We start from the raw sequence: 22,454 nt of genomic DNA, 5'->3' as shown, positions 1-22,454 counted from the left end.
GGAATCCCGCATGGGTGTCAGTTTGTCCAAGGGCGGCAATGTCTCGCTGACCAAGGCGGCGCCTAACCTGACCGCCGTCGCAGTCGGCCTAGGGTGGGACGTACGGACCACCACCGGGGTTGACTTCGACCTCGACGCCAGCGCGATCGCGACCGGCGCGGACAAGAAGGTCCTCTCGGACCAGCACTTCGTGTTCTTCAACAACCTGAAGTCGCCGGAAGGCGCCATCGAGCACGCCGGCGACAACAAGACCGGTGAGGGCGAGGGCGACGACGAGGTCATCAACGTCGACCTGGCCAACACGCCGCCGACCATCGAGAGCATCTTCTTCCCGGTGTCGATCTACGACGCCGAGACGCGGCAGCAGTCGTTCGGTCAGGTGCGCAACGCCTACATTCGCGTTGTCGACCGCAGCAACAACGAAGAGCTGGCACGCTACGACCTCACCGAGGACGCCTCCACCGAGACCGCGATGGTCTTCGGCGAGCTGTACCGCAACGGTGCGGAGTGGAAGTTCCGTGCCATCGGTCAGGGCTACGCGGCCGGCCTCGCCGGTATCGCCCGTGACTACGGCGTGAACGTCTAACGCACACTTCACAGTAAGCAGGGGGCCCGGTGACGGGCCCCCTGCTTGTGCGCCCGGGCATCCGGGTGCGCGGGAACCCTGCGGTGTGCAGCATCGTTGGACAAGCAAGGGTTCTCCGGCCACGCTGGTATCAGCGGCGCCGAATCGGTTTCATCAAACAAGCGCTCGGACAGCTAATCGTCCGGTCGACGCAAACGAAAGGTCCCCGCGTGGTCGTGCGCATTTTCGGCATGTCGATCATCGTGACAGTGCTGTCGCTCGTCGTCGCGTTCCTGTACAACGGACCGACGGCCTTGGCGCTGGTCTTGATCCTCGGCATCCTCGAAGTATCACTGTCCTTCGACAACGCCGTCATCAATGCGACGGTGCTACAGCGGATGAGCGAGTTCTGGCAACGGATCTTCCTTACCGTCGGCATCCTGATCGCCGTGTTCGGCATGCGCCTGGTCTTCCCGCTGGCCATCGTCTGGATCACCGCGGGGCTGAACCCGGTGAAGGCGTTCGACCTGGCGCTGAGTCCCCCCGAGGGCGACGCGGCGTACTTCCCGAACGGCGACCCGAGCTATGAAACGCTGCTCACCGACGCGCACCCGCAGATCGCCGCGTTCGGCGGCATGTTCCTGCTGCTGCTGTTCCTCAACTTCATCTTCGAAGAGCGGGAGATCACCTGGCTGTCCTGGCTGGAGCGCCCGCTGGCCCGATTCGGCAAGCTCGACATGCTCTCGGTGGTCGTCGCGTCCATCGGCCTGGTGCTCACCGCGGAACTGCTCACCCCCGACGACAAGCGCTCGACCGTGCTGCTCGCAGGCCTGCTCGGCATGGTGGTCTACATCGTGGTGGACGGGCTCGGCTCGATGTTCCACACCGAGGAGCACACCGGTGACGGACCGTCGGAGCTGGTCAAGGCCACGGGTAAGGCCGGGTTCTTCCTGTTCCTCTACCTCGAGGTGCTCGACGCGTCGTTCTCCTTCGACGGCGTGATCGGCGCGTTCGCCATCACCGCCGACCCGATCATCATCGCGCTCGGCCTCGGTCTGATCGGCGCCATGTTCGTCCGGTCGATCACCGTCTACCTGGTGCGCAAGGGCACGCTGGCGGAGTACGTGTACCTCGAGCACGGCGCGCACTGGGCGATCGGCGCGCTGGCGGTCATCCTGTTCGTCTCGATCGGCGTGCACGTCAACGAGCTCGTCACCGGCCTGGTCGGTGTCGCGTTCATCGGTGCCGCGTTCATCTCCAGCATCCTGCGCAATCGCCGCGACAACGACAAAGAAGTGGAGAGCGAACGAGAGCCGACCCCGGTAGGCTGATTTTCGGCAGGCAGCCGAATACTCGTGCGGCAGCGGCCACTCCCTCGGGAGGACCGCTGCCGCTCCCATTTCTCTAGGGGGATCACGCCGATGGCGAACGACAGCAACGCCGGTGGGGTCAACCTGTCCAAGGTGACCCTGTCGAAGGCGACACCCAGCATCAACCTCACCAAACCGGGTGAGCAGCAAGGCAACATGCGGGTCAACCTGAACTGGTCCAGCGGTTCGAAGGGTTTCTTCCGCAGGTCCAAGCCGGTCGACCTCGACCTCGGCTGCCTCTACGAACTGGCCAACGGCAACAAGGGTGTCGTGCAGGCGGTCGGCAACAATTTCGGCGCGCTCGACGCCGAGCCGTTCATCGCGCTCGACGGTGACGACCGCAGCGGCAACGCGACCGGCGGTGAGAACATGCACATCAATCTCGCTCGGCCCGCACTGTTCCGGCGCATTCTGATCTTCGCCTTCATCTACGAGGGTGTGCCGAACTGGGCCGCCGCCGACGGTGTGGTCACCCTCTTCCCGACTTCCGGCCCGCAGATCGAAGTACGGCTCGACTCGCCGGTGGACGGTGCCCGTTCCTGTGCCATCGCGCTGCTGCAGAACCAGGGCAGTGGCATCACGGTCCACCGTGAAGTGCACTACATCAACGGTGCGCAGAAAGAGATTGACGAGGCTTACCGCTGGGGCATGAACTGGCACAGCGCCCGTAAATAGAACACCCCCTTTCGCGCGGGATAGACCGCGTGACCAGTGCGTTCGGTGGACATTCAGACCACGTTCAGTTGACTCCAGATGCTGTAGGAGATCGATCGCCGGTACCGCGGCGCTCCGACGTGAACTGGAGGAAAACCCATGACCACCACCCCGAATGTGCTGCTCGTGCACGGCGCCTGGGCCGACGGGTCCAGCTGGAACAAGGTGATCGAGCGCCTGCTCGACAAGGGCTTCGGCACCGTGATCGCCAGCCAGCTGCCGCTGCGCGGCTTCGCCGACGACGTCGCCGCCGTCACCCGCGACCTGGACGCGCTGACCGGTCCGACGATCCTGGTCGGCCACTCCTACGGTGGTGCCGTGATCAGCCAGGCAGGTGCCGGTCGCGCCGACGTCACCGGGTTGGTGTTCGTCGCCGCGTACGCCCCCACCGCGGGCCAGTCCGCCTTCCAGATCAACCAGGAATTCGGCCAGGACCTGCCCAGCGGCGCGGACCTGGTGAACATCGGCGCCGAGGACGTCCCGGACCTGATCATCGCCCGCGACCGCTACCACGCCGACTTCGCCGCCGACGCCGATCCGCGCGAGGCCGCGCTGCTCGCCGCCACCCAGAAGCCCACTTCGGTGCTGTCGCTTGCCGGTTCGGGCACCGCGACGCCCGCGTGGCAGACGCTGCGGGACAACACCTGGTACCAGATCTCGGAGCTGGACGCGATGATCCACCCGGACCTGGAGACCAAGATGGCCTACCAGGTGGCGACCGAGGATCACATCGTTTCGCTGGCCACCGGGCACGCCGCGATGATCACTCAGCCGGATGCCATCGCCGAGCTGATCGCGCGGGCCGCCGGTCGGTAAGGGCGGACCACCCGACATCCCGGCCTGCGTCAGCCGGTGGGCAGACTGCCGGCTGACGGGACGCTCGCCGTCGCGCCGAGCAGATCGCCGATGAGTTCGAGATACCTTGTCGCGCCGATGGTTTCGGCATGGGATCGAGCCTCCCAGCGCAGTTCGACGGCCCGCTCCTGGTCGCCGCTGTCGTGCCGGACCGCGGCGAGTTCCAGCAGCGCCGGGATCAGCTCGACCGGCGAGTCGTAGCGGCGCAGCAGGCCGACGGCCCGGTCGAGCAGGTCCGCGTCCACGCCGCCCGGTGCGGCGGAAGCCATGGCGCGCAAGGCCCTTCCGATGGTGCCGGGGGTATCCCACTGTTCGGCCAGCTCGAGTTCCGCGGCGGCCAGTTCGCGGGCCTGCGCGCGGTCGCCGAGGCGCACCAGTTCCATGGCCGCGGAACTGCGCCACGGGATGTGGGCCGGGTTGCGGATGCCCACCGCACCGACACGGCGGCCGCAGTCCAAGAAATGCGCGATCGCCTGGCGGGAATCGCCGCGGGCGGCACACAGCAGACCCTTGACGTGAATGACCACGGTCCACTCCCAGGTTTCGGGGTTGGCATGCTCGGTCACGCTGTCGAGCCACTGCTCGGCCTCGGTCAGGCGGCCCAGCCCGAGCAGAGCGTGTGCGTACTGGGCGACCAGTGCCAGCGGCGGCCGAATCGACTCGTCGCCCAGCGTGCCGACGGTCGGCGCGACCTCGCGCAGCACCCGGCGGTAGTCACCGCAGCGCAACAACACTTCCGAATGCAGGATGAGACGGTAGACGTCGATGGTGCCGAAGTGATGGTCCTTGCGCTGTTCGCTGAGTTGCCTGGCCAGCGCGAGGTCGCCGGACCACATGGACAGGTGCGCCAGCAGGCCGATCAGCTGCTGCGGCAACACCTCCCAGCCGCGGGCCGGATCGGGTTCGGCGGGAAAGCGGGCGAGGGTTTCGCGCGCGGTGTGCCGCACGCGGAAGGCGTCGTCCCAGGTGAGTATCGCCGTGGTGATCTGATCGGTCGAATCGGTGCCGCGCAGTGCGGCGATGTAATTGCGCCAAGACGCCGAGGTCAATCCGGCGACCGACCAGGACGCGGATCGAATACTCTTGGCCGCCAATGGGTCTCGACTTTCGGTCTCGGCGAGCACCTCGTCGACCAGCGCCATCGCCGCGTCCGACTGCCAGCGCGTCGACATCGTCCAAGCCAGCGGAATGAGCGCGGTCGGCGCGACCTCACGCGCACGCTGACTGTGCAGCGCCTCCTCCAGGTGCGCGCGGGCCGCGGCCGGGTTGGTCCACAACTCCAACTGGCCGAGGCGAACGAGGATGTCGTCGCGACCCGCCGGCGCGGTGATGCGCAACGCCGCCGCCAACTGGCGCACGGCGTCGACGATCAGGCCGTGCCGCAAGCATTCCTCCGCCGCGTCCAGCAGTACCACCGTCCACCGCGCGTACTGCACGCCGACCAGATCACGAAGGTAGGCGGCGACCTGCCTGGCCGAGTAGCCTGCGCTGCGCGCCTGTTCGGCGGCGGCGATCCGGATCCGGTCCGCGTCCTCGCGGCGGCCGAGCCAGCGGATCGTGTTGCCGATCAAGGGATGACGGAAGACCGGTGGCTTCACCGAAGTCAAAATTCCTGAGGCGGCGAGTAATTCGCAGCGGTGCTCGATCACGCTGACCGGTTCGTCACAGGCGGCAGCGAGCACCTCGATGGTCGGCGCCACATCCGCCAGCACGGCGAGGGCGCGCAGCATGGCGACCCCACGCGGGGAGTATCGGCCGAGCAGTCGGCTGATCGAGCGCGAATAGCAGCCCTCCGGTAGATATTCCGGGATGCGGTCGTGGTCGCGCAGTGCGACCAGGTCGGTGATCAACGCACCGGCCAGCAGCGGGATATCCGCCGTCACCTGCTGAATATCCGCGGCCAGGCCCGGCGGGCACACCGCCCCGGTTCGCCGCTCGTACAGGCCCTCGATCGCGGCGACGCTGAGTCCACTCGGCCGCAAGATCGCGACGGCGAGCGGTTCCAGCTGTGCATGCAGATCGAGAATCGCCGGCTCCCAGGGACGTTCGTCCAACGCCAGCACGAGTAGCACACGCATCCGGCGTAGCCGTGGTGCCACCGCCGTCAACACCCGCGCGGAACGCTCGTCCAGGTGCTCCGCACCATCCACCAGCACCACGTGCAGATCCGCCGACGAGTCCTGAATCAGCTTGGCATGCAACGCTTCCACCAGCTGAGCATCGGAGTCCAGCGCCGACACTTCGACACCGGACAGCTCCGTGATCGCCCCCAGCGGCGGCGCACCCTCCCACGGCGGCGGCAGGTCCACCCGCCGTGCATCAGGCACCCGCCGCGCCAACTCGTCGAGCAGCTGTGTCTTCCCGAACCCCGGCCGCCCCGAAATCACCACCAACCCACCGCCACCCGCGGCGGCCCGCTCGGTCCACGCCGCGATCCGTGTCAACTCCTGGTCGCGTTCGAACACCAGCGGTGCTGCGGAATCGGGTTGCGGTACCGGTGCCAGGACAGGTGCCGATGGTGGTGTCGCTGGTGATGGTGTCGCTGGCGGTACTGGTGCTTGCGTTGTCTCCGCTGCCAGCGGAGCTGGCGATGCAACGAAAGCCGGTACCGGGGCAGGCGGCGTCGGTGTCGCCGTCGGTGGCGATGCTGGTGCCGGCCACAGCGCGGACACCATGGCGAGGCGATGTTCAGCGCCTGGTGGGAGCGGTGCCGATTCCCTGACCCAGGCGGTGTCCGAAAGAAGTTGCGCGGCGGCATCTTCCGAACTATCAGCGGCCCGAGCGGGCACACCATCAGACACAGTCTGTCGCTTAAGACGTTGCGCTACAACGGCAGTCGAGTCAGCAGTCTTCTCGCTCGCACGCGGTTCGGCGACCGGGCTCGGTTGCCTCTCATCGTGCGGTCGTTGCGGCGCCCGGTTTACCACTACTTCGCCGGACAGGATCTGTTTATGCAGGGCGCGAAGTTCCTCCCCCGGTTCGACGCCCAGCTGATCCACCAGCAAGTTACGCGTCTCCCGGTAGACGTCCAGCGCCTCGGACTGACGCCCGCGCGAGTACAGCGCGCGCATCAGCACCACGCGTGGACGTTCCCGCAGTGGGTGTTCCGCCGTGAGGACGCGCAGCCGATCGATCACCTCATCGGAACGGCCCAGTGCCACAGTGACATCGAGGCTGTCCTCCACCACGGCGAGCCGCCGCTCCGCCAGTGCCGTGCGTTGGCGTTGCGCGAACGGGCCGGGCAGTCCGGCGAGCGGTTCACCGGAGTACAGGGCGAGGGCCTGCGCATAGCGGTCTTCGGCACGCGCCAAATCGCCGGCTTCGCGGGCGCGGCCCGCCTCCCCGACCAACCGGTCGAACACGCCGAGATCGGTCTGCTCGTCCTCGATCCGCAGCTGATATCCGCCGTGACCGGACAGCAGCAGCACCGGTGGCGTGCGTGGTTTACGGTCCGGCTCGAGTGCTCGGCGCAGCGCGGACACATACGTCTGGATCACGCCGACCCCGCTGGCCGGTGGCACTCCGTCGTACAGCGCGGCGAGCAGGCTCGACGCCGACACCCATTGCCGACGCCGGAAGGCCAGTACGCACAGCACGGTCCGGCGCTGTGGCGGGCCGAGCGGCAGGATCTGCTCGCCGCGGTGCGCTTCCACCCCGTTGAGCAGCGTCAACCGCACCGCGGGCGGCGAGCCCGCGACCGCCTGATCCATCCGTTCTCCACCGCCTCACTCCGACCTGGCCCGACCAGGGTAAGCGGACCGGCGTCCCGTGAACACGGAAAGCATGCGCACCGCAGGGGCGGTGACCACTGCGTTCGCCGGCTGTCGACACGGTCGGGACCGGTCGCTGAGCTGGGCGTTCGGCAGGTCTCGAGCAACCGTTCAGCAGCGCCCGGCACGCTGTCCGCCGAGGTAGGCAGTGACGCACCTCGCAGCGCGAAACAGGGAGACGAGACAACCGTGCACACCGTGGTCAAGGTCGCGATCATCTATTACTCGGCAACCGGCAGCGTGTACCGGCTCGCGGCGGCTGCCGCGGCGGCCGCCGAAAAGTCTGGCGCCGAGGTCCGGCTACGCAAAGTGGGTGAGCTGGCACCGGCGCAGGCGATCGCCGCCAACCCGCTGTGGTCGGCCAATCACGCGGCCACCGGGCACGTCCCGGAGGCGCAGATCGCCGACCTGGACTGGGCCGAGGTGATCCTGTTCGGCAGCCCGACCCGCTTCGGCTTGCCCGCCGCCCAGCTGAAGCAGTTCATCGACACCGCGGGCGGCCTGTGGAAACAGGGCGGTCTGGTGAACAAGGTCGCCTCCGCGTTCACCGCCACCGGCACCGCGCACGGCGGTCAGGAATCGACCATCCTGGCCATGAACAACACCTTCTACCACTGGGGTTCGATCATCGTGCCGCCCGGCTACGCCGACCCGGTGCAGTTCCGCTCCGGCAATCCCTATGGGGCGAGCCATGTTTCGAACAACGGGCAGATACCTCCCGGCGAAATCGAGTTGGCCGCCATCGAATTCCAGACCGTCCGCGCGATAGAGATCGCCGCCGCGCTGCAACGCGGGTTCGCGCAGGGGTAGCGCGAACTGGCCGAGCGGCTAGCCGACCGAGATCAGCGCGCCGGGCGCGAACCGCGGCACCGGCGGCGGCACCGGCCGGAAACCGCGCGGCCGGGCCCGCAGAAACAGAAAGAACAGCGCGACCAGCAGCACCGCCCTGCCCCACACCCCGAACTGCACGACCTTCTCCATATTTTCCCAGGGCAGGCCGGAACCCAGCGCGTAGAAGTACCGGAAAACGCCGATCCCGAGGGCGGCGTCAGCGACGAAGTAGGCCGCGATCGCCGCCCACGGCACCTCGAGCAGCACCAGGAACGGCACCAGCCACAACGTGTACTGCGGCGAATGCACCTTGTGGAACAACAGGAATCCGCACAGCATCGCACCGCTCACGCCGACCCACGGGAACACCTTCGTGGCGAGGTATCGCTTCCAGCCGAGCCACATGGCGAGTGCGAACGCCGTGAGCACCAGGGTCGGTGAAGCGATAGACACCACCTGCTGGAACACTGCCTCGCTCTGCGTATCCGGCCCGAACAGCGGCCGAAGTCCCCAGTACCAGATGGAATTCGTGGTGATGTCGGCCTGCCGCAACTGCTGGAAGGTGATCGAGGCCCGCCACCCCTCGTACCCGGCCAGCGCGAACGGCAGGTTCACCGCGATCACCGTGCCGATCGCCGCGCCCGCCGTCAGCAGCGCGCCGCGCACGTCCAGGCCGGTGTCCTCGCGGTCGCGTTCGACACCACCGGTGAGCACGTAGGCCAGCAGCGGCAGCACGAAAATCCCTGGGTACAGCTTCAAACAGAACCCGAGACCCAGCAGCACCGCAGCCACCACGCCCCTGGTGCGCAACGAATATCGGGTCCACGTCGCGACCACGTACACCGCGGCGACCGCCGTGCACACCACCGGGAGTTCCCAATTGTGGAAGGCGTAGAGCACCAGCGGCGGTCCCGCCGCCCACAGCAGCGCGGCGGGCCCGGCGAGCCGGGCCAGCATCCAGGCGGTCAGCAGCGCGAACGGCGCCAGCAACAGCGCGGAGTGCCGCAGGAACTCGGCATCGTTGTCCGCGCCGAGCGCACCCAGCCACATCAGCGCGCCGCTGAGCACCGGATACTCGACCGCCCCGCCGACCAGCGTGCCGTCGTCGGTGATGCCACCGTGCACATAGGGAAAGACGTGCTCGTTGATATCGCGGCCGAGCCAGAGGAACTGGATATCGGAGTAGCAGACATCCGAATCCTTGGTGACATCGAATACCGTGCTGCGACCGTCGGCGGTGAACGGCGCTCCCGCACACCGCGCCTTGTTCGCATACCCGAGCGCCAGGGTGAGCCCGCACAACACGAGCAGCACCGCCGCGAGCGCCGTGCGACGGGTCACGCGGCGCGCGATCAGGTCGCTGATGGCGAGTCCGGTCGGCATGAGCACCACCCTAAGTGGCACGACCCGGCCTCGTCTGTATCCCCCGCAGATACGGACGCGACAGCTGATTTCGTACGCAGATGGGTAACTCGTCGGGCACGCCCAGGACCCGACCCGCTCGTGACCGACGGCCCGCGACGGCAGCCCGGACGCACCCACGACCGGCAGAAGTCGCGGAGAGGCGGGGGAGTTTCGGAGGTCAAAGGGCGTTCATGTAGCCTTGTCGGGTTGCTGACGCAACGACCCTCCTGCCACGGAGAGCCCGTGGCCGTTTCCTAGTCCACAGGAGGTGATTGGTCCGTGCGTCATTACGAAGTGATGGTTATTCTCGATCCCAGTCTGGACGAGCGCACCGTTGGTCCGTCTCTCGAGACGATGCTCAACGTGGTTCGTACCGAGGGCGGCAAGGTCGACAAGGTCGATATCTGGGGCCGCCGCAGGCTTGCCTACGAGATCGCCAAGCAGGCCGAGGGCATCTACGCGGTGGTCGATCTGACCGCGGAGCCCGCGACCGTGAGCGAACTCGATCGCCAGCTCGGCCTGAACGAGTCGGTGCTGCGCACCAAGGTTCTGCGCCACGACAAGTAGTCCCGCAACCCTCGATTGCGTCGGTGCCTGTCTCTAGGCTACGACGCAACAGCGAGACGCGGACTGCACACCGAGCAGGAGGAACCACATGGCAGGCGACACAGTCATCACCGTCATCGGAAACTTGACGGCCGACCCGGAGCTTCGATTCACGCCCGCGGGAGCGGCGGTGGCCAATTTCACCGTCGCGTCGACTCCCCGGATGTTCGACCGTAATTCGAACGAATGGAAAGACGGCGAAGCGCTTTTCCTGCGTTGCAATATCTGGCGCGAGGCTGCGGAAAATGTCGCCGAAAGCCTGACCCGGGGTTCCCGAGTCATCGTGAGCGGGCGACTGAAGCAGCGCTCCTACGAAACTGCTCAGGGTGAGAAGCGCACCGTCGTCGAGCTCGAGGTCGACGAAGTCGGCCCCTCGCTGAAGTACGCCACCGCGAAGGTCAACAAGACCAGTCGCGGCGGCGGTGGCGGCGGTGGCTTCGGATCCGGTGGCTCCGGTGGCGGCGGTAACTCCGCCCCGGCCGGTGGTGGCGGTGGACGTTCCGGCGGTGCCGAGGACGATCCTTGGGGCAGTGCGCCCGCGGCAGGCTCCTTCGGGGGCGGCGGCCGCGTAGATGACGAACCGCCGTTCTGATAACGGCAACTCATAGGTCTACCTCGCGTGGACCATCACTGATTACGGAGTAAAAGACCATGCCTAAAGCGCCAGCGCGCGAAAAGGTGCTCAAGAAGAAGGCCTGCGCATTCTGCAAAGAAGCCAAGTCCGGAATCGTCAACATCGACTACAAGGACACGGCGCTGCTGCGTAAGTACGTCAGCGATCGCGGCAAGATCCGCGCCCGCCGCGTCACCGGCAACTGCGTGCAGCACCAGCGTGACATCGCGGTTGCCGTCAAGAACTCGCGTGAGGTGGCGCTGCTTCCTTACGTGTCGACGGCTCGCTGAGTAAGGGAGGCACGCAAATGAAGTTGATTCTGACTGCTGACGTGGACAACCTCGGTGCGCCCGGCGACACCGTCGAGGTCAAGGACGGCTACGGCCGCAATTTCCTGCTGCCGCGCGGACTGGCGATCGTGGCCAGCCGTGGCGCCGAGAAGCAGGTCGCGGGCATCCGCCGGGCGCAGGACGCCCGTAAGGTGCGCGACCTGGATCACGCCAACGAACTGAAGCAGGCCATCGAGAACCTCGAGTCGGTCTCGCTGTCGGTGAAGACGGCGGGCACGGGCAAGCTGTTCGGCTCGGTGACCCAGGCGGATGTCGCCTCGGCCATCAAGGCGGCCGGTGGGCCCGTGGTCGACAAGCGCAGCATCGAGCTGCCGAAGTCGCACATCAAGTCGACCGGCAAGCACGGCGTCGTGGTGCACCTGCACCCGGACGTGGTGGCCAAGTTCGACCTGACGGTCGCTGCCAGCTGATATAGCACCACATCGAAGACCACTCCCGTGTTCGGCACGGGGGTGGTCTTCGGTTGTGCGACGCTGGCCACTCTTCTGAATAACTAGCTGTTTGCTCATTACCGGGCACTGCCATACGGAACATTTTCGGCAGATCGACGCTGGTCACAGGGTTCCCACGCGCAGGCCTGTGGATACTCAGGAAACCGACCGGTGGCAATGTGATTCAGCTCATAGCCGTCACCCGTGCTGTTAACCCAACACGCCCGGCTGTTCAACTTGGCCGACACGCCGCGACTTTATTCATCCACACGTGGATAGATCGGTAAATCGATATCTATCTGCGGGTTTTCGCGGGGTGACCTGGGTTTTCCCCAAGTAGTACACAGGGGGTGCACACAGTTAGGTGAACAGTCCCCAAGTTATCCACAGGTGTGTGCACAGTGGCGTTTGGCGACCACCCTTCGGGTCGCCTAAGTTCGTCGCTACGTCGTGCACGAACGGCCCGCACGTCCGGAAATCGTGGATACCGCAACGGTAGCTGGAACCCGCAGGTGGTCTCGGTCCTCAGCCGCTGCGCTGCGGCAGCGTGTCGGAGCACCGAGAGTAGAACGATCATCAATAGCGTGGGCCCCGGTGGGTAGAGAGAGGACGGTCGAGTCTCATGGCAGTCGTCGATGACCGCGGGCACGCGAACTTCCCGCCCGAGCCCCCCGGTGAGGACTTCGGGCGCCAGCCACCGCACGACATGGCGGCCGAGCAGTCCGTGCTCGGCGGCATGCTGCTGAGCAAGGACGCGATCGCCGACGTCATCGAGGTCATGCGGCCCGGCGACTTCTACCGCCCTGCCCACCAGCTCATCTACGACACCATCCTCGACCTCTACGGTCGCGGCGAACCCGCCGACCCGGTGACCGTCTCGGCAGGCCTGGACCGCCGCGGCGAACTCAAGCGCATCGGCGGGCCCCCCTACCTCGTCACGCTCACCCAGACCGTCCCCACCGCGGCCAACGCCAGCTTCTACGCCGAGATCGTCGCCGAAAAAGCCATCCTGCGCCGCCTCGTCGAGGCCGGCACCCGCATCGTCCAATACGGCTACGCCGGCGCCGACGGCCAGGACATCGCCGAGGTCGTCGACCGCGCCCAGGCCGAGGTCTACGAGGTCACCGAACGCCGCACCACCGAAGACTTCCTCCCCCTCGAGGAGCTCCTGCAGCCCACGATGGACGAGATCGACTCCATCGCCAGCCGCGGCGGCATCTCCCTCGGCGTCCCCACCGGTTTCACCGAACTCGACGAACTGACCAACGGTCTGCACCCCGGACAGATGGTCATCGTCGCGGCTCGACCCGGTGTCGGTAAGGCCCTAGCCCTCGACACCCCCCTCCCGACCCCCACCGGCTGGACCACCATGGGTGAAGTCCGCGTCGGCGACGAACTCCTCGACGCCAACGGACACCCCACCCGCGTCGTAGCCGCCACCGACATCCTCACCGACCGCCCGTGCTACGAGGTCGAGTTCTCCGACGGGACCGTGCTTGTCGCGGACGAGGAGCATCAGTGGCTTACCGTCGCCCGCTCCCATGGGTTCCGGCCCGCGGTACGGACAACCGGCGACATCGTCCACACTCTTCGTTCGGCGGATGACAGTCTGAACCACGCAGTGCCCGGCACCGCGCGCTCCGGATCCCGGCAGATCGTGGACGTCCGCAAGATCGACACGGTTCCTGTGCGCTGCGTGGAGGTCGACAACGGCGACCACCTTTATCTCGCCGGGCAGACGATGGTGCCGACGCACAACTCCACCCTCGGCATGGACTTCATGCGCAGCTGCTCGATCAAGCACGGCCTGCCGAGCGTCATCTTCTCGCTGGAGATGAGCCGCACGGAAATCGTGATGCGTCTGCTGTCGGCGGAAGCGAAAATCAAGCTCGGCGACATGCGCTCGGGCCGTATGAGCGACGACGACTGGACCAAACTGGCCCGCCGGATGAGTGAGATCAGTGAAGCTCCGCTGTTCGTCGACGATTCACCGAACCTCACCATGATGGAAATTCGGGCGAAGGCGCGGCGCCTGAAACAACGCCACGATCTGAAACTCGTTGTGGTGGACTACCTCCAGCTGATGACCTCCGGTAAAAAGGTCGAATCCCGGCAGCAGGAAGTCTCGGATTTCTCGCGAAATCTGAAACTGCTCGCCAAGGAACTCGAGGTTCCGGTGGTCGCGATCAGCCAGCTGAACCGCGGTCCTGAACAGCGAACCGACAAGCGCCCCATGGTGTCCGACCTTCGCGAGTCGGGCTGCCTGCCCGCGTCTACCCGCATCCTCCGTGCCGACACCGGTGGGGAAACCACGCTGGGCGAGCTTCTCACCAGCGGGGAGCAACCGTTGGTGTGGTCGTTGGACGAGCGCATGCGGATGGTCGCGCGCCCGATGGTCAAGGTATTTCCCAGCGGGCGCAAGGAGGTGTTCCGACTGCGTCTCGCCTCCGGGCGTGAGGTCGAAGCCACCGGCAACCATCCCTTCCTGACCGTCGACGGCTGGATTCCACTGGAGAAGTTGGCCATCGATGATCGTCTGGCTACGCCACGCGTCGTCCCCGAGCCGGTGCAGACGACCCGGATGGCGGATGCCGAGGTAATCCTGTTGGCGCACATGATCGGTGATGGATCCTGCGTCAAACGCCAGCCGATCCGCTACGCCAGCGTCGACGAGGAAAATCTCGCGGCTGTCACCGAAGCGGCAACTCATTTCGGTGTCACCGCCGCGCGTGACGACTACGCCGCCGCCCGCGTAACAACTCTGCGTTTGCGCGCCCCCGAACGTCTCACCCATGGCAAACGCAATCCCATCGCGGCATGGCTCGACGAACTCGGCCTTTTCGGGTTGCGCAGCTATGAAAAGTTCGTTCCGCAGCCCATTTTCGCGCTCCCCAACGATCAGGTCGCGCTGTTCCTCCGTCACCTCTGGGCAACGGACGGCTCGGTGCGCTGGGACGCCAAAGGCCATCAAGCTCGCGTCTACTACGCATCGACCAGCCGCCGCCTCATCGACGATGTAGCGCAGCTGCTGCTTCGCCTCGGTGTGCACGGACGTATCAAGCAGGTCCGCAAGGGCAACTACCGCCCGTGCTGGCACCTCCTGATCGACGGTTCGGACGACCAGACGATTTTCCTGCGCGATGTCGGAGTACACGGCGCTCGCGGGAAGGCGGCGGAGGCGGCACTGGTCGAGCTGGAACCGATGGTGCGCAACACCAACGTCGACACCGTGCCCCGGGAAGTGTGGACCAAGGTTCGGAGCCTGCTGGCCACCAACCACATGACGCACCGCGAGTTCTCGGCGGCAATGGGCTCGCGCTTCTGCGGCTCGACCATGTGGAAGTGCTCCCCCAGCCGGTCGCGCCTCGCCCGGGTCGCGGCGGTCCTCGATGACGCCGAAATCGAGATGTTCGCCACCAACGACGTCTTCTGGGACAAGGTCGTCGAGATCACCAGCCTCGGCGAGCAGGACGTCTACGACGGCACAGTTCCCGGCACCCATAACTTTGTCGCCCAAGGTGTTTCAGTGCACAACAGCCTCGAGCAGGACGCGGATATGGTCATCCTGCTGCACCGCCCCGACGCCTTCGAACGCGACGACCCACGCGGTGGCGAAGCCGACCTCATTGTCGGCAAGCACCGTAACGGTCCGACCGCCACCATTACCGTTGCGCACCAGCTGCATTTGAGTCGGTTCGTGGATATGGCGCGCGGTTAGGGCGCGTCGGGCTGGATTTATCTCTCCGCCGTTATCGGTTTCGGGTTAGCGAGGCAGAGATATCAGCCCCCGCTGTCGGATCCGCAGGGCGTTGGTCGAAGCAGTCCAGGAGTGACAGCATCGCTTGACCGGAATCGGAGGTCATCGTATTGTCGTTGATCGCCAGGGGTTTGACCATCGGGGAGGGGGCACGTTGAGCGTTTCGTCGATTCTGCGAAGAAGTTTCGCCGCTGGCTGCCTGGCGTGGAGTGCGACGATGCTGGTCGCCTGTACTGAGGGCTCGACCGATCAAGGTTCCAGCACCGCGGGTCCCGCGACGACATCGCCTGTGACGACTGCCTCCATGCAGGTGAGCGTCCCACCAGCACCGGTCCAGACCGGCGCCAACCCTGTTCGGTTCGATCCCTGTGTGCGTGTGGGTGACGACCTGGTGACCAGGGCAGGCTTCGACCCGGCGACTCGCGAGAGATACACAGCCGAAAGCGGTTCCGGTACTTTCACAGAAATCGGCTGTCAATTTTGGCGTGAAACACTCGTCGATGGCGAACAGTACCCCACTGGCGGGGCGGCTGTGACGTCGAGCGACCTGACTCTGGACGATATCCGAAAGAACCCGGGCCACAGCATATTCAACTCCGACACGATCGGCGGGCGTGAGGCTGTGTTGTATCGAACCCCTCAGGTCGATGGCGGGTGTTGGGCGTCGATCAAAGCCTCCGACGGGATTTTCACGGTCGGATTGATCGTACCGCCTGGTCCGGTAGCGGTGCCGCCGCCATGTGACCAGATCCGCGATCTCGCCGAGATCTTCAGCGAATCACTCAGCACCAACTAGTGCCGCTACTCGACGGACCATGCCCCGCACGCGGAACGTCCGCCGACGCAACACCGGCCGCGAGACAACGTTGTTCGGCTCCACTGCAATGAAAAGTACAGAGTTAGGGCATTATACGGATGGCAGAGACATTCGCAGCGAACCCCAGCGAAATTGCTGGTCTGAGTAACCTTGTCTCCTCGATCGCTGGGGACGCTTTGCTGGTCTCCAGCTTCGTGGCAAAGGAGGGGAGGGCTGCGGAGTGGCTGCATGGGCCGATCATCGATACGCTGGTGACCCCTATCAATGACGCGGCCGACTGGATGTCTCGACGTCACGCGGTGCTCGCGAATACCACCCTGGGCACAAGCATCGAGCTCAACAAAGCCGCCTGGATGTATCACAGCCAGGATCAGAAGACTTACGCCGAACTGAACGCACATACCGAATCTATTATCGCGGCGGGTGACAGCACTGAAGAGATCGGCGTGACCGCGCAATACACCGGTGCCGCCACTTACTCGAAGCCGGAGTCTTTCAAACTCGAAGCGCCGGCTGCGAACAAAGAGGAACTCGCCGGGCTCATCGCCGAAGTTTTCCCGGTACTCGGCCATGTGAACGAGTCCATCAAGAGCATCACTCGCGCGGCGGGAACCGAATACGATCCACTGGTCTCATGTTTGGAGCCGATTCCCGGAAATTGGTCCGAGATCCGCAGGCTCGGCGAGGTTTACAAGGCAGCAGGCAACGGACTCGAGGCGTGCGGCAAGAATCTCGAAGCGGGAGTGAAGCGGATCGACGGCAGCACGAATAGCAAGCCCAACTGGGACGGTGCAGCCTCGGTAGCCTTCAGCGACTGGGCGACCAAGCAGGTCGCGGCAATGCAATGGGAAGGCCCGGTCGGTCGAATCGTCAGTGATTGCGCAGGAGCCGTCTCCGACGAGATCAGGAACGGTATCAAATTCATCCTCCAAAAGCTATGGGGAATGCTCAACAAGTACGTCGATTTCGACGATATCAAGGGCGCTCTCAAGTCGGTCGCCAACATCTTGTCGGCAGCCGTTCCCGGCCTCGGAGCTGCCCGCATCGCCAAGCTGGTCGTCGACATCGGCTATCTCATCAAAGCCGCCATCGACGTGGTATTCAAGATAAAGGAGCTGGCCGATGCATTCAAGAAGCTTCTCGATATCATCAAAGATCCGGTAGGCCAGTTGAAGGAGAAGGCGAACCAGAAGCTGGACGAGGCCATCGCGCCGGTCACCCGGAGGATCGATGACGCTACTCGTAAGGCGGCTCTCGCCAAGGATATTCAGCAAATCTCGCAGTACGGCGACACCGTGAACCGCCCCACCGAGTCATATGACGCCGGATCCGGCGCCGCACCGTGGGAGAACGCGTTATGACGAGACCACAGTGGGGCAACATACGGGAGCCCGACCTCGACCCTCAGGTGGACGCGATCGCCCGGAAGGTCATGGACGCGGTAGACAATCTACGTACTGCCACTATCCGATTGTCCAACATCGATGTTGACGAACTCTTCGACAGTCCCACCGAGGTGTCCGAGGAATTCATCGCAATGGTCGCCGGTATGGACACCGCCTCCCCGGCGCTGAAGGCATACGCCGAACGCGTCAGTACCGGTGAATGCCGTTGGCGCGACATCGAAACGCTCGCTCGCCCGGTACCACCGGAGGTCGCCGAGATGAAGAACTCGCCGCTGTTCATCTGGCCGTGGACTCCGGAGCCGCCGCAGCAGCCCACCCCACCACCGGCCCCGATGTGGCCACCCACTCACGGCCCCACCCGTCGCCCGCGATCAGGCGAAACCGTAGTCGGTCCCAGTGACTGGCCGGACGACTTCGAGGACCACCCCGATGAGCGGCGCTGGCGCTGACATGGGGCGGCCCCGGAAGATGATCGGCCCGATGTCGCTGGTGTGGACGTTGGGTGTCGCGGTAGCAGCGGTGGCTTTTATGGGGGGCGCGCTGAATCTAGGTGCCGCGATTGTCCGGTGGACCGGTTCGCAACTCGCCATGGCATTGTTTCTTCCGGTGAGCGTCGCGCTGGGCGCAGGTGCATGGATGCTCGTGCTGGCGGCAGCATGGCGGCTACGCCGGAATTACTTGCGGCACAACGGGACCGCGATGTCTGCGGTAGTCGTCGAATCGGATCTGCGATGCAAGCAGGGGCTGGGCGTACTCAACTTCGATTTGTGGTTGGTGAAGGTTGAAGCCGAGTTTCCGCACCCGGAGTCGGGCGGTGACGCCCGCGTGCAGAAACAGTTCTTCTATCCGCAATTCCGCGAGGTCAAAGCACGTGCGCTGGCCGAGCGCCTGAGCGTCGGCTCCTCGGTTCCTATTGTGGTTCACAAGAATTCCGCATTGTTCGACATTCCCAAAAGGCCCGTCTGGGCCGATATCTGGTGAGCGCACCGACCCGACGCCTTCGATGGTTTTGAGATTCTGTCTTGTCCCGCTCGTCCGTGCCGAGCCCACTTCGACCGCCGCTAGCTCTTCCTGCGCCCCAAGGCGGTGACTGCGTGAATCGGCCTGCGATCCTGATCGATATCGGCGGCGTCCTCGTACCCGACTATCTGACCGCGGCCGCCGCCGAGTGGAGCTCCAGACTCGGGATATCCCCATCTGCCTTCCTCGCTGCGCTCTTCGGCGGAAGTGACGACCAGGTACTGATCGGCCGTATCAGCGAGGAGTCCTGGTGGCGGATCGTCGGAGACCGGCTCGCCGTCGGCCCCGATCTGATCAACACGATCCGGTGCGATCTAGCGTCCAGGGAGACATGGGATGCCACCCTCGTGGCGAGCCTGCGAAACGTCCACGGCTTGGCGAAGACCGCTGTCGTCAGTAACGCCTGGCCACATATTCGCACCCGGATGGCGAACGCCGGGCTTCTCGACATGGTCGATGCCATCGTGTTGTCATGCGAAGTCGGGTATGCCAAGCCTGACCCCCGCATCTACATCGCGGCCCTCCAGCGCGTGGGTGCCCGTCCCGAGGAGGCACTCTTCATCGATGACACTCCCGGCCATGTCGCGATCGCACGCTCACTCGGTATGGCTGGTCACCTACACACCAGTACCAGCGACACTCTTGCCCGGATCCTGGAGTTCCTACCGCCGGGCTGAACCGACCGCGCCGCCCGTTCGAGACTGCCCAACCTAGTCAGGCTGAAGAAATGCCATCGAACTGAGACAACGGCTGGTGGCCACGACGGCTCATACCCGTTCCGTTTGCAGCACGGGATAGTCGGTGTAACCCTCGGCGCCGCCGCCGTAGACCAGGTCGCGGGCGTATTCGTTGAGGGGGGCTCCGGTGGCGAAGCGGGCGGGGAGGTCGGGGTTGGCGATGAAGAGGCGGCCGAAGGAGAAGAGGTCGGCCAGGCCGGTTTCCAGGATCTTTTCGCCTGCGGCGGGTGTGGTGGGGGTCGGGCCGTTGAAGTTCGCGATGAGGGTGTTGGACCAGCGTGGGCGCAGGTCGGCGAGGGCGGGGTACTCGCCGCGTTCGATGACGTGGAGGTAGGCGAGTCCGAGGGGGTTGAGGGTGTCGAGGAGGGTGCGGTAGGTGGTCCGTGGATCTTGTTCCGCGAGCTGGTTTTCCGGGTTGTCGGGGGAGATGCGCAGGCCGACGCGTTCGGCGCCCACTTCGGCCGCGACGGCCGTCACGATGTCGACGGCCAGTCGGAGCCGGTTGTTGCGGGAGCCGCCGTAGCGGTCGGTGCGCTGGTTGGTGTTCTCGGCCAGGAATTGCTGGATCAGGTAGCCGTTCGCACCGTGGATCTCGACGCCGTCGAAGCCGGCCGCGAGGGCGTTGCGTGCTTCGGTGGCGAAATCCTCGATCGTGGCGTCGACTTCGGCGGTTGTCATCGCGCGCGGCGTGACATGGTCCTTCAGCCCCTGGCCGGTGAAGATCTGCGCGTCGGTGATGCGCACGGGTGAGGGTGCCAGCGGGGTCGCGCCGCCCGGCAGGATCAGCGGGTGGGTCATCCGGCCGACGTGCCACAGCTGGGCGAAGATGCGCCCGCCCGCCGCGTGCACCGCATCGGTCACCTTGCGCCAGCCTGCTACCTGCGCATCATCGACGAGGCCGGGAATGCCGGGGCCGCCTTTGCCGAGAACGTTGGCGTAGATGCCTTCGGTGACGATCAGTCCTGCGCTCGCGCGCTGGGCGTAGTAGTCCGCGGTGAGCGGGTTCGGGACGCCGGTGGAGTCGTCCGCGCGTCCCCTGGTCATCGGGGCCATCGCGATGCGGTTCGGCAGGTCGAGTGCGCCGCGGCGGTAGGGGCGTAGCAAAGGGCTGTCGGACATGGGTTTTCCTTTCGCGAGGGTGGATCGAAGGTCAGCGAGCGAGTGCGGTGACTTCTACTTCGATTTGCCAGTCGGGCTGGGCGAGCGACGACACTTCGAGCAGGGTGTCGGCCGGGTAGGGCTCGCTGAGGAACTCCTCGCGAAGCTGCATGACCTTGTCGAGATCGGCGGCCATGTCGGTGACGAAGATGCCGACCTTCACCACGTCATGCAGGTCGGCCCCGGCCTCCGCTAGAACTCGCTTGATGTTGGCGAATGCCTGCCGCCCTTGTTCCAGAAAGTCGCCGGAGACGGTGCGTCCCTGCTCGTCGATACCCGACTGCCCGGACACGTAGATGAGGCCGTTCGCCTTGATCGCCTGCGAGATCTTGTACGGCGCATACCAATCGGGGGTGGTAGCGATCTTCTCGATGCGTTGCGTGGTCATCGTCGTCCCTCTCGGAAGTTGTATGTGCATGCAATAACTGTAGGTGCATGCAGATGTTGTCACCACACCTGCCCGGCTGTCAACACCGGACGGTGCCCTGAGACCGTCGGGGTGGGTTCCAGCGTTCCGCGATGCCACTACAGTCGGCAGATTGCCGCTGGTGTGATGAGGAGTTGGTGTGGGGCGGTCCCGGAAGATGCTCGACCCGATGGCGCTGGTGTGGATGCTGGGTGTCGTGGTAGCAGCGGTGGCGTTTATGGGGGGTGCGCTGAACCTGGGTGCCGCGGTAGCCCGCTGGACCGATTCACAACTCGCGATGGCGCTGTTTCTTCCGGTGAGCATCGTGCTGGGCGCCGGGGGATGGATGCTCGTACTGGCCGCCGCATGGCGCCTGCGCCGGAATTACCTGCGGCGAGCCGGAACCGCGATGTCTGCGGTGGTCGTCGAGTCGGATCTGCGATGTCAGCAAGGTCGGGCTGTGCTCAACTTCGATTTGTGGCGGGTGCGGGTCGAAGTCCAGTTCCCGCACCCGGACTCGGGCGGGGACGCCCGCGTGCAGAAGCAATTCTTCTATCCGCAATTCCACGAGGTCAAAGCGCGTGCGCTGGCCGAGCGACTGAGCGTCGGCTCCTCGGTTCCCGTAGTGGTCCATAAGAAGTCGGCCTTGTTCGACATTCCTAAACGACCTGTCTGGGTTGATATCTGGTGATCGGCACCGATGGGGCGGAGAAATGGTGAAGCGACAGGAATGAGTTTCCGGCTGGCGGCTTATGCCGTATGCATCGAGGACGGGCGGGTGTTGCTCGCCCGGCACGTGCCTCCGGATGGTGCGAGTAACTGGACTCTTCCGGGTGGCAAGGTCGAGCATGGGGAGGATCCGTTCGATGCGGTGATCCGGGAACTCACCGAAGAGACCGGGTATCGGGGGATTATCGAACGCCTGCTCGGTGTGGATTCGCGGGTGATCCCCGCGGCCGCCGCACGTGCCGGGACCGAGCACCAGAATGTCGGTATCTTCTATCGAGTCCGTGTCAGCGGCGGCCGACTTCGGCCCGAGTCGAATGGTGAAACTGTCGAGCCGACATGGACTCCCCTCGCCGACGTCGACCGCCTGCGCCGATCGTCACTGGTGGACATCGGTCTCGCCCTTGCCCGGACGCTTCCAGCGACCGGTCATGTCGCTGACGTGCCAGTGGGCGGCTTGATCCAGTACTGAAGCGCCTTGGACGTACTGACGGTCTGCGGGGTCAGTCGAGGATGGCGTAGGCCTCTACTTCGACGAGCACGTCGGGCTCGAAGAGGTAGTCGACGCCGATTGCGGAGAGCGGCGGTAGGGGCTGGGGGATTCCGAGTTCTTCGGTAACGCGGTCGATTCCGGCGACGAAGTCGTGGTACTTGTCCGGGGTCCAGTTCGTGACGAAGAAGCGGAGGCGGACTACGTCGGCGAAGGTTGCGCCGGCACCGGCGAGGCCGACGGCCGTATTGCGCAGCGCGTGCGCGAGTTGACCGGCGAGATCACCCGGGGCGACGGGGTTTCCTTCGGCATCGCGGGCGATTTGGCCGGCGACGTGCACGTGGCGGGTGCCGGTGCTGATCGAGACGTGGTGGTAGGGAACGGGGGTGAACATGCCCTCGGGGGTCAGCAGTTGGACGGCCATGGTG

General features: G+C 65.3%; 22 protein-coding genes. 17 read left to right on the top strand and 5 right to left on the bottom strand.

Annotated features, from left to right (window positions below; all coding sequences use genetic code 11):
* Positions 1-10: 10 nt before the first annotated feature.
* From NN4_RS19470 to NN4_RS19455, 4 genes are all read left to right on the top strand, one after another.
* A complete protein-coding gene (locus NN4_RS19470) occupies positions 11-586 on the top strand; it encodes a TerD family protein (RefSeq protein ID WP_107653385.1) in 576 nt (191 codons plus the stop codon).
* A 209-nt stretch (positions 587-795) separates the two neighbouring features.
* Entirely contained in the window at positions 796-1,896 is a 1,101-nt protein-coding gene (locus NN4_RS19465) for a DUF475 domain-containing protein (RefSeq protein WP_147133115.1), read from the top strand.
* Between the two features lie 90 nt (positions 1,897-1,986).
* The gene (locus NN4_RS19460) at positions 1,987-2,610 is read left to right on the top strand and encodes a TerD family protein (protein ID WP_147133113.1); all 624 of its coding nucleotides are present in this window, start codon (positions 1,987-1,989) and stop codon (positions 2,608-2,610) included.
* Between the two features lie 138 nt (positions 2,611-2,748).
* The gene (locus tag NN4_RS19455) at positions 2,749-3,465 is read left to right on the top strand and encodes an alpha/beta fold hydrolase (RefSeq protein ID WP_147133110.1); all 717 of its coding nucleotides are present in this window, start codon (positions 2,749-2,751) and stop codon (positions 3,463-3,465) included.
* Between the two features lie 29 nt (positions 3,466-3,494).
* On the opposite strand, the gene NN4_RS19450 is transcribed toward NN4_RS19455, so the two are convergent.
* Entirely contained in the window at positions 3,495-7,214 is a 3,720-nt protein-coding gene (locus NN4_RS19450) for an ATP-binding protein (protein ID WP_147133107.1), read from the bottom strand.
* A gap of 258 nt (positions 7,215-7,472) precedes the next feature.
* On the opposite strand from NN4_RS19450, the gene wrbA reads away from it, so the two are divergent.
* A complete protein-coding gene (wrbA, locus tag NN4_RS19445) occupies positions 7,473-8,084 on the top strand; it encodes an NAD(P)H:quinone oxidoreductase (protein ID WP_147133182.1) in 612 nt (203 codons plus the stop codon).
* A gap of 18 nt (positions 8,085-8,102) precedes the next feature.
* Here the strand turns inward: wrbA and NN4_RS19440 are convergent, their stop codons facing one another.
* Positions 8,103-9,488 (bottom strand): glycosyltransferase family 87 protein, encoded by a 1,386-nt coding sequence (locus tag NN4_RS19440; RefSeq protein WP_147133104.1) that lies wholly within the window; start codon positions 9,486-9,488, stop codon positions 8,103-8,105.
* 300 nt (positions 9,489-9,788) lie between these two features.
* On the opposite strand from NN4_RS19440, the gene rpsF reads away from it, so the two are divergent.
* The 10 genes from rpsF (at position 9,789) to NN4_RS19385 (ending at position 19,186) form a co-directional block, all read left to right on the top strand.
* Positions 9,789-10,076, top strand: coding sequence for a 30S ribosomal protein S6 (gene rpsF, locus NN4_RS19430; RefSeq protein ID WP_014989072.1), 288 nt, complete (start codon positions 9,789-9,791; stop codon positions 10,074-10,076).
* A gap of 88 nt (positions 10,077-10,164) precedes the next feature.
* A complete protein-coding gene (locus tag NN4_RS19425) occupies positions 10,165-10,707 on the top strand; it encodes a single-stranded DNA-binding protein (protein WP_107653390.1) in 543 nt (180 codons plus the stop codon).
* 59 nt (positions 10,708-10,766) lie between these two features.
* The gene (rpsR, locus tag NN4_RS19420) at positions 10,767-11,018 is read left to right on the top strand and encodes a 30S ribosomal protein S18 (RefSeq protein WP_014989074.1); all 252 of its coding nucleotides are present in this window, start codon (positions 10,767-10,769) and stop codon (positions 11,016-11,018) included.
* 17 nt (positions 11,019-11,035) lie between these two features.
* Positions 11,036-11,488, top strand: a complete 453-nt coding sequence (gene rplI / locus NN4_RS19415) for a 50S ribosomal protein L9 (protein WP_107653392.1) — start codon at positions 11,036-11,038, stop codon at positions 11,486-11,488.
* 643 nt (positions 11,489-12,131) lie between these two features.
* Positions 12,132-15,227, top strand: coding sequence for a replicative DNA helicase (locus NN4_RS19410; protein WP_147133101.1), 3,096 nt, complete (start codon positions 12,132-12,134; stop codon positions 15,225-15,227).
* A 193-nt stretch (positions 15,228-15,420) separates the two neighbouring features.
* On the top strand, positions 15,421-16,062 hold the full coding sequence (locus tag NN4_RS19405; protein ID WP_147133098.1) for a DUF3558 domain-containing protein: 642 nt from the start codon (positions 15,421-15,423) through the stop codon (positions 16,060-16,062).
* Between the two features lie 119 nt (positions 16,063-16,181).
* Positions 16,182-17,444: a hypothetical protein gene (locus NN4_RS19400; RefSeq protein WP_147133094.1), complete on the top strand. Its 1,263-nt coding sequence runs from the start codon at positions 16,182-16,184 to the stop codon at positions 17,442-17,444.
* A complete protein-coding gene (locus NN4_RS19395; RefSeq protein WP_147133091.1) occupies positions 17,441-17,938 on the top strand; it encodes a hypothetical protein in 498 nt (165 codons plus the stop codon). Before NN4_RS19400 ends, NN4_RS19395 begins: the two co-directional genes overlap by 4 nt.
* A complete protein-coding gene (locus NN4_RS19390) occupies positions 17,919-18,470 on the top strand; it encodes a hypothetical protein (protein WP_246180959.1) in 552 nt (183 codons plus the stop codon). The genes NN4_RS19395 and NN4_RS19390 overlap by 20 nt, the downstream gene beginning before the upstream one ends.
* A gap of 113 nt (positions 18,471-18,583) precedes the next feature.
* Complete coding sequence (locus tag NN4_RS19385) at positions 18,584-19,186, top strand: HAD family hydrolase (RefSeq protein ID WP_147133088.1); 603 nt, start codon at positions 18,584-18,586, stop codon at positions 19,184-19,186.
* A 90-nt stretch (positions 19,187-19,276) separates the two neighbouring features.
* Here the strand turns inward: NN4_RS19385 and NN4_RS19380 are convergent, their stop codons facing one another.
* Positions 19,277-20,365, bottom strand: coding sequence for an alkene reductase (locus tag NN4_RS19380; protein WP_147133084.1), 1,089 nt, complete (start codon positions 20,363-20,365; stop codon positions 19,277-19,279).
* A gap of 31 nt (positions 20,366-20,396) precedes the next feature.
* A complete protein-coding gene (locus NN4_RS19375; protein WP_186818508.1) occupies positions 20,397-20,792 on the bottom strand; it encodes a RidA family protein in 396 nt (131 codons plus the stop codon).
* A gap of 178 nt (positions 20,793-20,970) precedes the next feature.
* Between NN4_RS19375 and NN4_RS19370 the strand changes: the two genes are divergently transcribed.
* The gene (locus NN4_RS19370; protein WP_147133077.1) at positions 20,971-21,501 is read left to right on the top strand and encodes a hypothetical protein; all 531 of its coding nucleotides are present in this window, start codon (positions 20,971-20,973) and stop codon (positions 21,499-21,501) included.
* A 39-nt stretch (positions 21,502-21,540) separates the two neighbouring features.
* The gene (locus NN4_RS19365; protein WP_147133074.1) at positions 21,541-22,008 is read left to right on the top strand and encodes an NUDIX hydrolase; all 468 of its coding nucleotides are present in this window, start codon (positions 21,541-21,543) and stop codon (positions 22,006-22,008) included.
* A gap of 31 nt (positions 22,009-22,039) precedes the next feature.
* On the opposite strand, the gene NN4_RS19360 is transcribed toward NN4_RS19365, so the two are convergent.
* The gene (locus NN4_RS19360) at positions 22,040-22,450 is read right to left on the bottom strand and encodes a RidA family protein (RefSeq protein ID WP_147133071.1); all 411 of its coding nucleotides are present in this window, start codon (positions 22,448-22,450) and stop codon (positions 22,040-22,042) included.
* Between the last annotated feature and the right edge of the window lie 4 nt (positions 22,451-22,454).

The organism is Nocardia ninae NBRC 108245, assembly GCF_007990755.1.
GTDB lineage: Bacteria > Actinomycetota > Actinomycetes > Mycobacteriales > Mycobacteriaceae > Nocardia > Nocardia ninae.
Note: the sequence above shows the minus strand (reverse complement) of the source record. Positions and strands in the feature narration are given on the sequence as shown.

Bases quoted from the DNA above. Each gene is read 5' to 3' on its own strand.
- NN4_RS19470 (WP_107653385.1), top strand. From the start codon at position 11: ATGGGTGTCAGTTTGTCCAAGGGCGGCAATGTCTCGCTGACCAAGGCG.
- NN4_RS19460 (WP_147133113.1), top strand. From the start codon at position 1,987: ATGGCGAACGACAGCAACGCCGGTGGGGTCAACCTGTCCAAGGTGACC.
- NN4_RS19455 (WP_147133110.1), top strand. From the start codon at position 2,749: ATGACCACCACCCCGAATGTGCTGCTCGTGCACGGCGCCTGGGCCGAC.
- NN4_RS19450 (WP_147133107.1), bottom strand. From the start codon at position 7,214: ATGGATCAGGCGGTCGCGGGCTCGCCGCCCGCGGTGCGGTTGACGCTG.
- NN4_RS19440 (WP_147133104.1), bottom strand. From the start codon at position 9,488: ATGCCGACCGGACTCGCCATCAGCGACCTGATCGCGCGCCGCGTGACC.
- NN4_RS19425 (WP_107653390.1), top strand. From the start codon at position 10,165: ATGGCAGGCGACACAGTCATCACCGTCATCGGAAACTTGACGGCCGAC.
- rpsR (WP_014989074.1), top strand. From the start codon at position 10,767: ATGCCTAAAGCGCCAGCGCGCGAAAAGGTGCTCAAGAAGAAGGCCTGC.
- rplI (WP_107653392.1), top strand. From the start codon at position 11,036: ATGAAGTTGATTCTGACTGCTGACGTGGACAACCTCGGTGCGCCCGGC.
- NN4_RS19410 (WP_147133101.1), top strand. From the start codon at position 12,132: ATGGCAGTCGTCGATGACCGCGGGCACGCGAACTTCCCGCCCGAGCCC.
- NN4_RS19400 (WP_147133094.1), top strand. From the start codon at position 16,182: ATGGCAGAGACATTCGCAGCGAACCCCAGCGAAATTGCTGGTCTGAGT.
- NN4_RS19395 (WP_147133091.1), top strand. From the start codon at position 17,441: ATGACGAGACCACAGTGGGGCAACATACGGGAGCCCGACCTCGACCCT.
- NN4_RS19390 (WP_246180959.1), top strand. From the start codon at position 17,919: ATGAGCGGCGCTGGCGCTGACATGGGGCGGCCCCGGAAGATGATCGGC.
- NN4_RS19380 (WP_147133084.1), bottom strand. From the start codon at position 20,365: ATGTCCGACAGCCCTTTGCTACGCCCCTACCGCCGCGGCGCACTCGAC.
- NN4_RS19375 (WP_186818508.1), bottom strand. From the start codon at position 20,792: ATGACCACGCAACGCATCGAGAAGATCGCTACCACCCCCGATTGGTAT.
- NN4_RS19365 (WP_147133074.1), top strand. From the start codon at position 21,541: ATGAGTTTCCGGCTGGCGGCTTATGCCGTATGCATCGAGGACGGGCGG.
- NN4_RS19360 (WP_147133071.1), bottom strand. From the start codon at position 22,450: ATGGCCGTCCAACTGCTGACCCCCGAGGGCATGTTCACCCCCGTTCCC.